The sequence below is a fragment of the Boseongicola sp. genome (genome assembly GCF_057460485.1).
In genome coordinates, this window is the sequence record NZ_JBVCWP010000102.1 from 1 (window position 1) to 12634 (window position 12634).

The 12634-nt window shown below is 57.0% G+C and carries 15 protein-coding genes; 5 read left to right on the forward strand and 10 right to left on the reverse strand.

Going from position 1 to position 12634, the window contains the following annotated elements; all coding sequences use genetic code 11:
* Together AC221Y_RS12645 and AC221Y_RS12650 are read right to left on the reverse strand one after the other, a co-directional pair.
* A partial coding sequence (locus AC221Y_RS12645) for a class II aldolase/adducin family protein (protein WP_486707440.1) occupies positions 1 to 621 on the reverse strand: 621 nt, incomplete at its 3' end.
* A gap of 69 nt (positions 622 to 690) precedes the next feature.
* Positions 691 to 1941, reverse strand: coding sequence for a Zn-dependent hydrolase (locus AC221Y_RS12650; RefSeq protein WP_486707441.1), 1251 nt, complete (start codon positions 1939 to 1941; stop codon positions 691 to 693).
* Positions 1942 to 2194: 253 nt separating this feature from the next.
* Between AC221Y_RS12650 and AC221Y_RS12655 the strand changes: the two genes are divergently transcribed.
* Positions 2195 to 2818: a TetR family transcriptional regulator C-terminal domain-containing protein gene (locus AC221Y_RS12655; protein WP_299756155.1), complete on the forward strand. Its 624-nt coding sequence runs from the start codon at positions 2195 to 2197 to the stop codon at positions 2816 to 2818.
* A 356-nt stretch (positions 2819 to 3174) separates the two neighbouring features.
* Here AC221Y_RS12655 and AC221Y_RS12660 read toward each other — a convergent pair whose 3' ends face one another.
* Genes AC221Y_RS12660 through AC221Y_RS12670 form a run of 3 tightly spaced genes read right to left on the reverse strand, consistent with a single transcriptional unit; the run spans position 3175 to position 6031 of the window.
* Entirely contained in the window at positions 3175 to 3387 is a 213-nt protein-coding gene (locus tag AC221Y_RS12660; RefSeq protein WP_486707442.1) for a hypothetical protein, read from the reverse strand.
* Positions 3384 to 4685 (reverse strand): NAD-dependent dihydropyrimidine dehydrogenase subunit PreA, encoded by a 1302-nt coding sequence (gene preA, locus AC221Y_RS12665; RefSeq protein WP_299756153.1) that lies wholly within the window; start codon positions 4683 to 4685, stop codon positions 3384 to 3386. The genes AC221Y_RS12660 and preA overlap by 4 nt, the downstream gene beginning before the upstream one ends.
* A gap of 11 nt (positions 4686 to 4696) precedes the next feature.
* Positions 4697 to 6031 carry an NAD(P)-dependent oxidoreductase gene (locus AC221Y_RS12670; protein ID WP_486707443.1) on the reverse strand — a complete coding sequence of 445 codons (1335 nt, stop codon included), beginning with the start codon at positions 6029 to 6031 and terminating at the stop codon, positions 4697 to 4699.
* Between the two features lie 178 nt (positions 6032 to 6209).
* Here AC221Y_RS12670 and accB point away from each other — a divergent pair, with 178 nt between their 5' ends.
* Genes accB through aat form a run of 3 tightly spaced genes read left to right on the forward strand, consistent with a single transcriptional unit; the run spans position 6210 to position 8765 of the window.
* Positions 6210 to 6695, forward strand: coding sequence for an acetyl-CoA carboxylase biotin carboxyl carrier protein (gene accB / locus AC221Y_RS12675; protein WP_299757100.1), 486 nt, complete (start codon positions 6210 to 6212; stop codon positions 6693 to 6695).
* A gap of 11 nt (positions 6696 to 6706) precedes the next feature.
* Entirely contained in the window at positions 6707 to 8062 is a 1356-nt protein-coding gene (gene accC / locus AC221Y_RS12680; RefSeq protein WP_299757102.1) for an acetyl-CoA carboxylase biotin carboxylase subunit, read from the forward strand.
* A gap of 58 nt (positions 8063 to 8120) precedes the next feature.
* Entirely contained in the window at positions 8121 to 8765 is a 645-nt protein-coding gene (gene aat / locus AC221Y_RS12685; protein WP_299757105.1) for a leucyl/phenylalanyl-tRNA--protein transferase, read from the forward strand.
* On the opposite strand, the gene AC221Y_RS12690 is transcribed toward aat, so the two are convergent.
* From AC221Y_RS12690 to AC221Y_RS12710, 5 genes are all read right to left on the reverse strand, one after another.
* The gene (locus tag AC221Y_RS12690) at positions 8729 to 9160 is read right to left on the reverse strand and encodes a DUF2155 domain-containing protein (RefSeq protein ID WP_486707444.1); all 432 of its coding nucleotides are present in this window, start codon (positions 9158 to 9160) and stop codon (positions 8729 to 8731) included. The two genes, aat and AC221Y_RS12690, sit on opposite strands and share 37 nt — an antisense overlap.
* Positions 9157 to 9603, reverse strand: coding sequence for an outer membrane lipid asymmetry maintenance protein MlaD (gene mlaD / locus AC221Y_RS12695; RefSeq protein ID WP_299757306.1), 447 nt, complete (start codon positions 9601 to 9603; stop codon positions 9157 to 9159). The genes AC221Y_RS12690 and mlaD overlap by 4 nt, the downstream gene beginning before the upstream one ends.
* Positions 9604 to 9608: 5 nt before the next feature.
* Positions 9609 to 9992, reverse strand: a complete 384-nt coding sequence (locus tag AC221Y_RS12700) for an NADH:ubiquinone oxidoreductase subunit NDUFA12 (RefSeq protein ID WP_299757308.1) — start codon at positions 9990 to 9992, stop codon at positions 9609 to 9611.
* A 162-nt stretch (positions 9993 to 10154) separates the two neighbouring features.
* The gene (gene clpX / locus AC221Y_RS12705; protein ID WP_299757310.1) at positions 10155 to 11414 is read right to left on the reverse strand and encodes an ATP-dependent Clp protease ATP-binding subunit ClpX; all 1260 of its coding nucleotides are present in this window, start codon (positions 11412 to 11414) and stop codon (positions 10155 to 10157) included.
* Between the two features lie 173 nt (positions 11415 to 11587).
* Entirely contained in the window at positions 11588 to 12217 is a 630-nt protein-coding gene (locus tag AC221Y_RS12710) for an ATP-dependent Clp protease proteolytic subunit (protein WP_299757312.1), read from the reverse strand.
* 175 nt (positions 12218 to 12392) lie between these two features.
* Between AC221Y_RS12710 and AC221Y_RS12715 the strand changes: the two genes are divergently transcribed.
* Positions 12393 to 12634, forward strand: a 242-nt coding sequence (locus AC221Y_RS12715; protein WP_486707445.1) for an ArsR/SmtB family transcription factor, incomplete at its 3' end; no start/stop codon positions are given.

Consider the following 12634-nt stretch of genomic DNA (forward strand, 5'->3'; position numbering starts at 1 on the left):
GCAAGCCAGAAGGGCAGTCCAAGCTCGCGGAACACCTCGAGATCGGGCACATCGCGGTCTCCGTAGATCGGCTCGCCGACATCGTTCAACGCCAGCTTCCCTCTCGGCGGAGCGTTGTGCCCTCCGGCGGTCGGGCCTTCGATGACGAACCCGTCGACACGACCGCTCGCCTTCCTCACCAGCCGTCGCAATCCCGCCAAAGCTCATGTCATAGGCCAAACGCTTGTAAAACCGCGCCGTCACCTGATCAATCGGCCTGATAGTCGGGTCCTTCAAGCCTGCCAAAGCCGTCGCATGGGGCGGATGAATATGCAGCGCCACGCGGGCCTGCGGCAAGTTTCGGTGCAGCGCCGAGTGGATCGACCAGGCACTTGGATCCGGCGCATCTGGCCGCTCCATCGTCAACGGATCATCCGCATCACACAGCACCAAATCCGACGCCTTCACCCGGCTCCAATGCACCCAACGCGGGTTCACCAAAAACTTGCGCCCATCTGCAGACACCGCGGCCGAAAAGTGGTTCGCCACGCCCTCATGCCAATCATTGCGACACGACAGACGGATCGCCGCCGCCAGATCAATTCGGATTTGGGCTTCATCAATATCGCTATGCACGTTCATGTTTCTAACTCCCTGCGCTCTGAGTGTTCACGGCTGTAAAGGTCCACTTGACCTCTACCAAGACGCAACTCACCCCACAATCTCCGCCGTCTCAACCACCGCGTGGAACAACACATCTGTCCCCGCCGTCGCCCATTCCTTCGAAATATCTTCGGCTTCATTGTGCGAAAGACCGTCAACACAAGGGCACATCACCATCGCCGTTGGCGCCACATCATTGACCCAACACGCATCGTGGCCAGCCCCCGAAACGATATCCATATGAGAGTACCCCAACCGCTCCGCCGCGTTCCTTACCGCCGCCACACACCCCACATCGAACGCGGGCGGATCAAACTGCCCAACGATCTCGCACTCGAAACCGACACCAATCTCTTCGCAAATCTTCGGTGCGCGCTCCATCAACTCTGCAACCATGTCGTTAAGCTTATCAAGGATATGCGTACGCATATCGACGGTGAACACAACCTTGCCGGGGATGATGTTGCGGCTGTTGGGATAGACATCCACATGCCCGATCGCCCCTACCGCATTGGGTTGGTTCTTCATCGCAATCTCATGAACAAGCTCTGTCACCAAAGCCAAACCGCGCCCTGCGTTCTTGCGCATAGGCATTGGGGTCGAACCGGTATGGCTCTCTTTCCCCGTCACCGTGCATTCAATCCAGCGCAAACCCTGCCCGTGGGTGACCACACCGATATCGCGACCCTCGGCCTCCAGAATTGGCCCTTGCTCGATGTGCAATTCAAAGAACGCATGCATATCCCGCGCGCCGACTTTCTCGTTGCCCTTCCAGCCGATACGCTGCAATTCATCGCCAAATTTCTTGCCGCTGGCATCTGTTCGCTCATATGCCCAATCCAATTCGTGCCGGCCCGCAAACACCCCCGAAGCCAACATCGCCGGCGCGAACCGCGTGCCCTCTTCGTTGGTCCAGTTCACGATGATAATCGGATGCTTCGTCTTGATCCCAAGATCGTTCAGCGTCCGCACAATTTCCAATCCGCCAAGCACTCCTAGAACGCCGTCGTATTTTCCGCCTGTCGGCTGCGTATCCAGGTGCGAGCCCACGTAAACGGGTAACGCGTCCGGATCTGTGCCCTCGCGACGCATGAACATGGTGCCCATCTCGTCGACACCCATCGTGCAGCCCGCGTCTTCGCACCACTTTTGAAACAGCACCCGTCCCTCGGCATCTTCATCCGTGACGGTCTGGCGATTGTTGCCGCCTGCAATCCCGGGGCCGATCTTGGCCATTTCCATCAGACTGTCCCAAAGCCGGTCGCCGTCGACCTTCATATTTGCAGCTGGTGCGGCCATCTCGTGTCTCCCCGTATTTCGCGCCCCGTCGTTTTCGCGGGGGCTTTTCTGACCAAACGGTCAAGTCGATCGCACCACAGCAAACCCTGCCGGTCAATGAAAACATGAGCGAGCCCAACCCTACAGTCGATCCGCCGTCCTTATGCGCAATCAAAGCGAGATCTGCCTACATGCAGCGTTGCCGAAAACATTTGACCACTTGGTCAATTGGGCCCTACACCGGGCTACTTGCTACAAACCGGAGCCGCCCGCCTTGCCAGATGACCGCCCGCAAACCCGGATCCAGAAAAGGAACCGGGAAACCATCTTGGAGGCGGCGCTAGAAGTATTCTCGTCCGAAGGCTTCCGCGGTGCTACGCTTGACCAGATCGCATCGGCAGCCGGTCTCTCCAAACCGAACGTTCTCTATTATTTTGCCTCAAAAGAGGCGATTTACACCGAACTTTTGTCCACGCTTCTCGACACCTGGCTTGACCCCTTGCGCGCGCTTGATCCAAACGGCGAACCTATCGCGGAACTGGTCGCCTACATGCGTCGAAAATTCGAGATGAGCCGCCAGTTTCCCCGCGAAAGCCGTCTCTTCGCCAACGAGATCGTGCAAGGCGCACCTCGCATTCTCGACGAAATCAACGGACCTCTGAAAGCGCTTGTCGACGAAGTTGCAGGTCTTATTCAAACATGGATCAGCGCAGGCCGTCTGGCGCCTATCGACCCGCATCACTTGATCTTTTCGATCTGGGCGACCACGCAACACTACGCCGATTTCGATGTGCAAGTCCGCGGCATTCTTTTGCCAGAAGGCGACAGCCATCTCGATACAGCCGAGGATTTTTTGGTCACACTCTACACACGCACACTGACGCCTAAGGCAGATTAACGCGTCTTTAAAAGCCGATGTCTTTTCCCGACCTCAAACAATAGATGTGCAATCTGGTACGATCACAGGATGATCCGTCCCGGCGAGCTTCTCCTACAAACATCCGTCCCGCTCTCTTCGGAAAAATTCCGCTCTGCGTCGATAATCCCAGCAAACTGTGCGACCATCACCTGCCCCAACGGCAAGACACTTGTACCTTCGTCGCCTTCGCCCTCATCAACCAGGAGCCTTCTGCGGAATTCGATCATGATGCCCTAAACGCGCCAATCCAAACCGTACGACCGCCAACAGCATCTCCGAAGCCAGCAAACGCCGCAAATGAACAATCGTCCAATCTCCCTGGCGATCCGTGTCGATCAGAAACGCAACACGCGCTCCGGACTCGACCGCTGGACCGTTGGCGCAAAATCTAGAATGCCATGCGATAACCAATACGGGTCCGGATCCGTAACCCCAAAAGCCACGAAAATATCCTGATCCGGTGTGAATATATCGCGCGACTTCGGCCCGAAAAGGTCGGGATTGATCTCCGCCTCCCGACGTCGCCAAACCTCTTCAAGATCGATCACTCAGCAGCTTTGGCTGATGGGTTGTTCGGATGCGTCGTCCAGTTGGCGTAATCCGCCTCAACCACCTTGCCGGTGCGCAAATCCATCATGCCAGGCTGCAATTCTTCCATCGTGATGCAGTCCTCGACCGGGCACACATCGACGCACAAATTGCATGCGACGCATTCCTCGTCGATCACCTCAAACACCCGGCCCGGCTTCATCGCAATCGCCTGATGCGACGTGTCTTCGCAGGCCGCATAACACCGCCCGCATTTGATACAGGCGTCCTGATCAATCCGCGCCTTGGTCACATAATTAAGGTTCAGATACTGCCAATCCGTCACATTTGGCACCGCGCGCCCGGTCACCTCCTCAATCGAGGTGTAGCCCTTCTCGTCCATCCACTCGGACAGACCGGCGTTCAGTTCCTTAATGATCCCAAAGCCATAGACCATCGCTGCCGTACAAACCTGCACCGATCCGGCCCCAAGTGATAGGAACTCTGCCGCATCGCGCCATGTGGTGATCCCACCTATACCGCTGATCGGAAAGCCTTGCATTTCAGCGTCCCGCGCAATCTCGGCCACCATATTCAACGCAATCGGCTTCACCGCAGCGCCGCAATACCCACCATGAGACCCCTTGCCATCAATCGAAGGCTCGGGCGACATCGTATCAAGGTTAACGGACGTGATCGACGAGATCGTATTGATCAGCGATACCCCATCAGCACCGCCCGCATGCGCCGCCCGCGCCGGATAACGCACATCCGTAATATTGGGCGTCAACTTCACAAGAACCGGCATCCGCGTGTTGGCCTTGCACCACCTTGTCACCATCTCGATATATTCTGGCACCTGCCCCACGGCAGCGCCCATACCGCGTTCGCTCATTCCGTGCGGACAGCCAAAATTAAGCTCAATTCCATCCGCTCCGGTCTCTTCGACTTTCGGCAGAATTTCTTTCCAGGCCCATTCCTCGCAAGGCACCATAAGGCTCACAACCATCGCACGATCCGGGTAATCTCTCTTAACCGCCTTGATCTCACTCAGGTTCGTCTCAAGGGGGCGATCCGTGATCAACTCGATATTGTTGATCCCCAGAACACGTCGATCCGCCCCGTAAATCACCCCATACCGAGGCCCGTTCACGTTCACCACATGGGGATCAAGCCCAAGCGTTTTCCAAACCACCCCACCCCATCCGGCCTCAAACGCGCGCCGGACGTTGTATTCCTTGTCGGTCGGGGGGGCCGACGCAAGCCAGAACGGGTTCGGAGACTTAATGCCCACGAAATTCGTTGAAAGATCCGCCATAAAAGTCTCCCTCAGCCCATCAGGCTCGCATGAATATCCATCGCGGCGTCACGCCCCTCGGCCACCGCCGTTACGGTCAGGTCATCGCCACCAGCCGCGCAGTCGCCCCCGGCCCAAACGCCCGCCAAGCTTGTCCGCCCGGCACCTGTAATTGCAATTTTGTTGCCGTCCAGCGTCATCCCCTCGGGCGCGCCCTCCAGCGTCTGACCAATAGCCTTGAACACTTGATCGGCCGCCAATTTGAACGTCTCGCCGGTTCCGGTCAGACCGCTGCCTGTATTCTCGGTGTATTCAAATTCAATCTCACGCACCGCGCCGTTGCCATACACCGCAACGGGCTGCACGTTGAACATCAGCCGAACCCCCTTTGAGGTCGCCAAATCCTGTTCGTATCGACTTGCAGACATGTTTTCGCGCCCACGCCGATAGGCAATCGTCACCTCATCAGCCCCAAGCAGCTTTGACTGCACAGCAGCATCCACGGCGGTCATGCCGCCGCCGATCACCACCACACTGCGCCCAACCGGGAGAGAGGAGAGGTCCCCGGTCTGGCGCAAACCCTCAATAAACTCCACAGCATCCGAAACGTTCTCGCGGTCCTCACCATCGGCACGCAGGGCATTCACGCCGCTAAGACCAATCCCAAGAAACACCGCATCAAACTCAGACCGCAGCCCAGAGAGACGCAGTTCAGCCCCAAGCCCCTCGCCCGAACGCAGCGTTATCCCACCGATCTGCATCAGCCACTCCACTTCGGACTGCGCGAAATCATCAACCGATTTATAACTCGCGATCCCGTATTCATTCAGCCCACCCGGCTTCGCGCGACCATCAAAAATCACCACATCGTGGCCGTGCATTGCCAATCGATGCGCACATGCCAGCCCCGCGGGCCCAGCCCCGACAACTGCAACGCGCTTACCCGTCGCGTCAGCACGCGCAAACGGATGCACACCAGAGGACATCAAGCCATCGGTTGCGAAACGCTGAAGTCGCCCGATCTCAACCGGCTTTCCTTCGGCGGCTTCTCGTACGCATGCCTCTTCGCAAAGCGTCTCGGTTGGACAAACCCGCGCGCACATGCCGCCCAGAATGTTCTGTTCAAAGATCGTCTTCGCCGCTCCATCAGGCTGGCCCGACTGGATTTGGCGAATAAACAAAGGGATATCGATCGCTGTCGGACAGGCCGTGATACAGGGCGCGTCATAACAAAAATAGCACCGATCCGCGGCCACCGTCGCCTCGTGGTGATCAAGAGGCGAGTGCAGGTCCTGAAAGTTCTCTGCCAGAGCCTCGGGCGGAAGCCGTCCCGCCTGAACTCCAGATGTACGCGGTGTGGTCGTCATCGCAATCTCCCTCGCGTCTTGATTGGCTTAAGACTGCCACAGATATGTTTTTTATCAAATGGTAAATTTTCGGCAGTTTAAAAACTCCGCTCACAATCGCTTTCCCTCACGAAAACCGTTGCCTATAAGGAAACGTATCAGAACGCCGGATCAAATCCGGGAAGCGCAGAGGACGAGAATGACTAATAAATCACACGACGATGACGTCGCCTTCATCAAATCTTTGGCCGAACTTCTGCGCAAGAACGATCTGAGCGAATTACAGGTCAAGCGCGACTACGAAAACGAAGGCTCGCTCAATGTTCGCGTAAGCCGCGTTTCTTCCGTCGCGCCAACAGCTGTCCATGTGGCAGCCCCTGCACCCGCCGCCGCACCTGCCGCGGCCGTCGCAGCCGCGCCCGCCGATGCCCCCGAAGACCCAGCCGCGCATCCCGGCGCCGTCACATCTCCGATGGTCGGCACAGTATATCTTTCGTCAGAGCCCGGTGTCGAAGCTTTCGTTAAAGTCGGCGACGAGATCAGCGAAGGGCAAAGCCTGCTGATCATAGAAGCCATGAAAACGATGAACCAAATCCCGGCCCCCAGGGGCGGCACCGTCAAACGCATTCTGGTCGAAGACGGCGCCCCGGTCGAATTCGGTGCACCGTTGATGATCGTCGAATAATGGTAACGCCCATGTTCGACAAAATCCTGATCGCCAACCGGGGCGAAATCGCTCTTCGGGTAATACGTGCTTGCCGCGAGATGGGCATCAAATCTGTCGCCGTTCACTCCACCGCTGACGCTGACGCCATGCATGTACGCATGGCCGACGAAAGCGTGTGCATTGGCCCGCCCCCAAGCAATCTAAGCTATTTGTCGGTACCGGCGATCATTTCGGCCTGCGAGATTACCGGCGCGCAAGCGATCCACCCAGGCTACGGTTTCCTGTCTGAAAACGCCGCCTTCGTTCAGATCGTGGAAGACCACGAGATCACTTTCATCGGTCCCTCGGCCGAACACATCCGGATTATGGGCGACAAAATTACCGCCAAGGAAACCGTCCAGAAACTCGGCATCCCCGTCGTTCCCGGCTCGGATGGCGGCGTGGCAACTGTCGAAGACGCACGCCGCGTCGGCAAAGAAATTGGCTACCCGGTCATCGTCAAAGCGACGGCAGGCGGCGGTGGTCGCGGCATGAAGTTGGCCAAATCAGCCGCCGAGATCGACACCGCATTCGGAACTGCCCGCTCCGAAGCAAAATCCGCTTTCGGCAACGACGAAGTTTACATCGAAAAATATCTCAGTAAGCCGCGCCACATCGAAATTCAGGTTTTTGGCGACGGCAAAGGCAATGCCGTCCATCTGGGCGAGCGCGACTGCTCGCTGCAGCGCCGCCACCAGAAAGTCTTTGAAGAAGCCCCGGGCCCTTCGATCACCCCGGAAGAACGTGCGCGGATCGGCAAAATCTGCGCTGACGCCGTCGCCGACATCAACTACATCGGCGCAGGCACGGTGGAATTTCTTTATGAGGATGGCGAGTTCTATTTCATAGAGATGAACACCCGCCTTCAGGTTGAACACCCAGTGACCGAAGCCGTCTTTGGCGTCGACCTCGTGCGCGAACAAATTCGCGTTGCAGCTGGCCTGCCGATGGAATTCAAGCAAGAAGACCTAAAGGTTCAGGGCCACGCGATCGAAATCCGCCTTAACGCTGAGAAGCTTCCAAACTTCTCGCCGTCGCCCGGGAAGATTTCGCAATATCATCCCCCTGGCGGCCTTGGTGTGCGTATGGATTCTGCTCTGTATGACGGCTATTCAATCCCACCCTACTACGACAGCCTTATCGGCAAGCTGATCGTTTATGGGCGCGACCGTCCCGAAGCGCTGGCTCGTTTGGAGCGAGCATTGTCGGAATTGATCATCGACGGGATCGACACGACGATCCCCCTCTTCGATGCGCTTTTGCAGGAAGAAGCCGTCCAAACAGGCAACTATAACATCCACTGGCTCGAAAAGTGGCTCGATCAAACCCTCGACGAAACGGCGTAGCCTGATCCCGCTTTTCGCTGTACAATTATTGCGATGCATTGCGCGGCACAGGTCTGAGATGAGCAACCGACAACTAACGCCAGAGCTGCTTTTGTCAGCCTATGCTTCGGGCATTTTCCCGATGGCCGAGAGGCGGGACTCCAAGGACGTCTACTGGGTCGATCCGCGCAGCCGTGGCATCCTCCCTCTCGATGGCTTCCATATCTCGCGCTCGCTGGCTAAGCGCTTGCGCCAAGGCGACTACCGCATCGCGATCAGTACCGATCTTGGCGCCGTCCTTGATGGGTGCGCGGATCGCGACGAGACGTGGATCAATGGCACGATCCGCGATCTGACACGCGAATTGTTTGAAGCGGGCCACGCCCACACGCTTGAGGTTTGGCGCGGAGACCGCGTGATCGGCGGCGTCTACGGCATAACATTGGGCGGCGCCTTTTTCGGAGAAAGCATGTTCTCCAAAGAAACCGACGGCTCGAAAATTGCACTTGCATGGCTGGTCGATCACCTGAGACGCACAGGTTTCACCTTGTTCGACACCCAGTTTACCACACCGCATCTTGTGTCCCTTGGCGCGATCGAAATCCCGCGCGAAGATTATCGCGCGCGCCTTGACGTGGCACTGAATGTCTTCACTTCAATTGATGCTGTTGATCTGGAAACCGATCCTTACGCCGTCGTGCAGCGGATGACCCAGACGTCATAACGCGCGTGATCCAGCGCGTTCAAAGCCGGACTGGACGCCACCATCCAGCCTTCGAAAACGCTTGCTGTGCGCAGTGGATCTTCGATCTCAAGCCAGGCATAAGCCTCGCCCATGGGGTTATCTTCGGGATACCGGCACTCGCCCAAAGTCACTTCGATCCGACCAAAAGCGGCCGTCTCACCTACGGACAATTCCAGATCAATCACCTCTCCCGAAACCTTATCAAGCCCTCGCAAAGTCGCGCCCGGAGCCTGTATAGCACGCACCGAACTGGCCGCGACATCGGGCGTCGTCAATATAGTGGTCGAGCCATCAATCGGTGACGTAATCACGGTGTCCTGCGCAAACGCCATCGGCGCAAATGCGATCAGAATCACCGCGAACAAGGACTTCATTCCTCGCCGCCCGACACAAACCGCAACAAAAGCTGCACTATGCTGACCGAGCTTTGCGTATCTTCAATCTCGGCACCGGGTTCAAGATTGAACGCCGACCCGCCGGGCAAAAGCTCAACAAAGCTGCCGCCCAGAAGGCCTTCTGACGAGATGATAATAGCCGTGTCTTCCGGCAAAACCACAATCCTGTCGACCGACAAAGACGCGTCCGCGCGGAACGTCGCGGGATCAAGGTCAAGGCCTGTGACCGACCCAACTTTCACGCCCGCAAGCCGCACATCTGTTCCGACTTGTACACCTTCAGCTGATCGGAAAGACGCAGTATAGGTCGCGCCGTCGCCGCCGGCTCCGAAGCCGCCAAATTGCGAGGCATAAAACAGAAAACCGGCAGCCACAGCCAAAACCGCGCCACCTGTGATCACTTCTCCAACTCTCTCAGGCATTGTGCTTACTCCGGCGTCCAGGCCTCATAGTCCTTACGCGACACCGGGTCAGCCCGACGGATCGACCCTGCGGGCGCATAGGCGGCAGGCGTGCCCGTCATGTTTTCAAGATGCGGTTTTTCCCAGTCTTTGCGGGGCAACGGCGACGTTGTTGGGGGCTCGTCCCATGTATGGTGCAGCCAGCCGTGCCAGCTTGGATCGACCCGGCTCGCCTCGGACTCACCATTGTAAATCACCCAACGCTTTACCCCGTCTTTCGACTGGTAAAAGATGTTGCCCTGATTGTCCTCGCCGACCTTTTGCCCGTTGCGCCAGGTAAAAAGCTGGGTGCCAAACGACTGGCCATTCCACCAGGTGACAGAGCGCAGAAGCGTATTTACAATTCCCATTTCGGACCTTTCATGACCCTTTGACCAAGGTATGCCGCAAGGGCACTCCAAGGTCTAGGCCCGACCGCCGTGTGCTGCGTGCTTTGGCGCGAAGCCTGCAAAACTCTTTACCTCAATAAAAAACCGCCCCTAAAGGCGGCCTTTTTAATTGTGTCGACCTGTTCAGCCCGCGCTGGCTGGCTCTTTTTCTGCATCACTGTGGATCATCAAAGGGGCCGCATCCGAATTCACGGCCTCTTCGTTCACCACGACCTCTTCCACGCTGTCCAGCCCCGGCAGGTCGAACATCGTATCAAGCAAGATGTCTTCCATGATCGATCGCAATCCACGCGCGCCAGTCTTGCGCTTGATCGCGCGTTTCGCAATTGCTGATAAGGCATCGTCGGTGAAATTCAGCTTGGCATCTTCCAACTCGAATAAACGCTGGTACTGCTTAACCAAAGCGTTCTTCGGCTGGGTCAGGATCGTCACCAGAGCGTCTTCGTCCAGGTCTTCCAGCGTCGCGATAACCGGCAAACGACCCACAAACTCAGGGATAAGGCCAAACTTCAAAAGGTCCTCCGGCTCAAGGTCCTTGAAATACTCGCCAACTGATTTTGAATCCGGGTCCCGCACATCCGCGCCAAAACCCATTGCCGAGCCCTTGCCGCGTTGTGCGATGATCTTATCAAGACCCGCAAATGCACCACCACAGATGAACAGAATATTCGTCGTGTCGACCTGCAGGAATTCCTGTTGCGGATGCTTGCGACCACCCTGCGGCGGCACGGACGCAACCGTGCCTTCCATGATTTTCAATAGTGCCTGCTGCACACCTTCCCCCGACACGTCCCGCGTGATCGAAGGATTGTCCGACTTGCGTGTGATCTTGTCGACTTCGTCAATATAGACGATGCCACGCTGCGCGCGCTCGACGTTGTATTCGCTCGCCTGCAAAAGCTTCAGAATGATATTCTCGACGTCTTCGCCGACATAACCCGCTTCGGTCAAAGTTGTCGCATCGGCCATCGTGAACGGCACATCAAGAATGCGCGCCAAGGTCTGGGCCAGCAACGTTTTTCCGCACCCGGTGGGGCCAATCAACATGATGTTGGACTTCGCCAGCTCAATGTCAGAATTATCCGCGTGGTTCAGACGTTTGTAGTGGTTATGCACCGCCACAGACAAAACCCGTTTCGCATGCATCTGCCCGATCACGTAGTCATCAAGAACGCTGCAAATCTCCTGCGGGCTCGGCACACCGTCTGATGCTTTCAGACCGGCGGTTTTCGTCTCCTCGCGGATGATATCCATGCAAAGTTCGACGCACTCGTCGCAGATGAAAACTGTCGGCCCGGCGATCAATTTTCTGACTTCATGCTGGCTCTTTCCGCAGAAAGAACAATAAAGCGTATTTTTGCTTTCGCCCGAATTATTCGCCATCACATACCTTCTCGGCCGTCTGCCTGTTGACCACGCGTCCTAGGTCGGACGTGCAGTGTCTTTCGCTTCACTTGCGCCCCATAAGTCTAAAGCCTATGGCACCGCCCAAGGAGGCACAACGCCAAATTCGCACATTCACCGCGTCATGATCTAGGTGTGATCGTAACGTCTGGTTAACTATCAGACCCTTCAATCGCACCACGGCTCTCAACAATCTCGTCAATCAGGCCCCAGTCCTTGGCTTCTTCCGCGGTCATGAAGTTGTCCCGCTCCAGCGCATCCTCGACCTTTTTCAGCGTTTGCCCGGTGTGCTTCACGTAGATTTCGTTTAATCGACGCTTCAAACGTTCGGTGTGACGGGCGTGGATTAAAATATCACTCGCCTGCCCCTGAAAGCCACCCGACGGCTGATGCACCATAATAATCGAATTGGGCAGCGACAGACGCATCCCCTTCTCGCCGGCCGTCAACAAAAGCGAGCCCATGGACGCCGCCTGGCCAATACAAAGCGTCGCAATTTTCGGGCGGATGTATTGCATTGTATCATAAATCGACAGCCCCGCGGTCACGACACCGCCGGGCGAGTTGATATACATCGAAATCTCTTTCGACGGGTTTTCCGCTTCAAGATGCAAAAGCTGGGCCACAACCAGCTGGCTCATGCCGTCATGCACGGGTCCGTTCACAAAAATGATGCGTTCCTTAAGGAGCCGCGAAAAAATGTCATAGGCCCGCTCACCACGGCTGGTCTGCTCAACCACCATGGGAACAAGGTTCATATAAGTCTCTACCGGATCGTGCATTGTGCCTGCCTTCGCGTCGTCGCCGTCGTCATAGCGCGTGAATGTTGCCAGAGTCTTAGTAGCGCCCCCGACGACCTGCAAGGGACGCAGACCGAATAATCATCACAAAGCTTGACGCGATATATGGCCAGACTTAGCGAAAGTCAGGACTAACCAAATAGAAATCTCCGGCCCGATGGCCGCCCTCGGTGATCCGACACGCCGCGCGATAGACGAACGCCTTCGAAGATCACCCGCCCCCGTTGGTAAAATTGCCGAAACCCTTCCCGTCCCGCGCCCTGCCGTGTCGCAACGTCTAAAGGTGCTGACCGGCGCGGACCTCGTCACTGTCGACCCCTTTGGCGCTCGCCGTATCTACATTTTGCGCCCAGAAGCCATCGCCGACCTGCGCGCATGGTGCGACTGGCTTTGCGACGA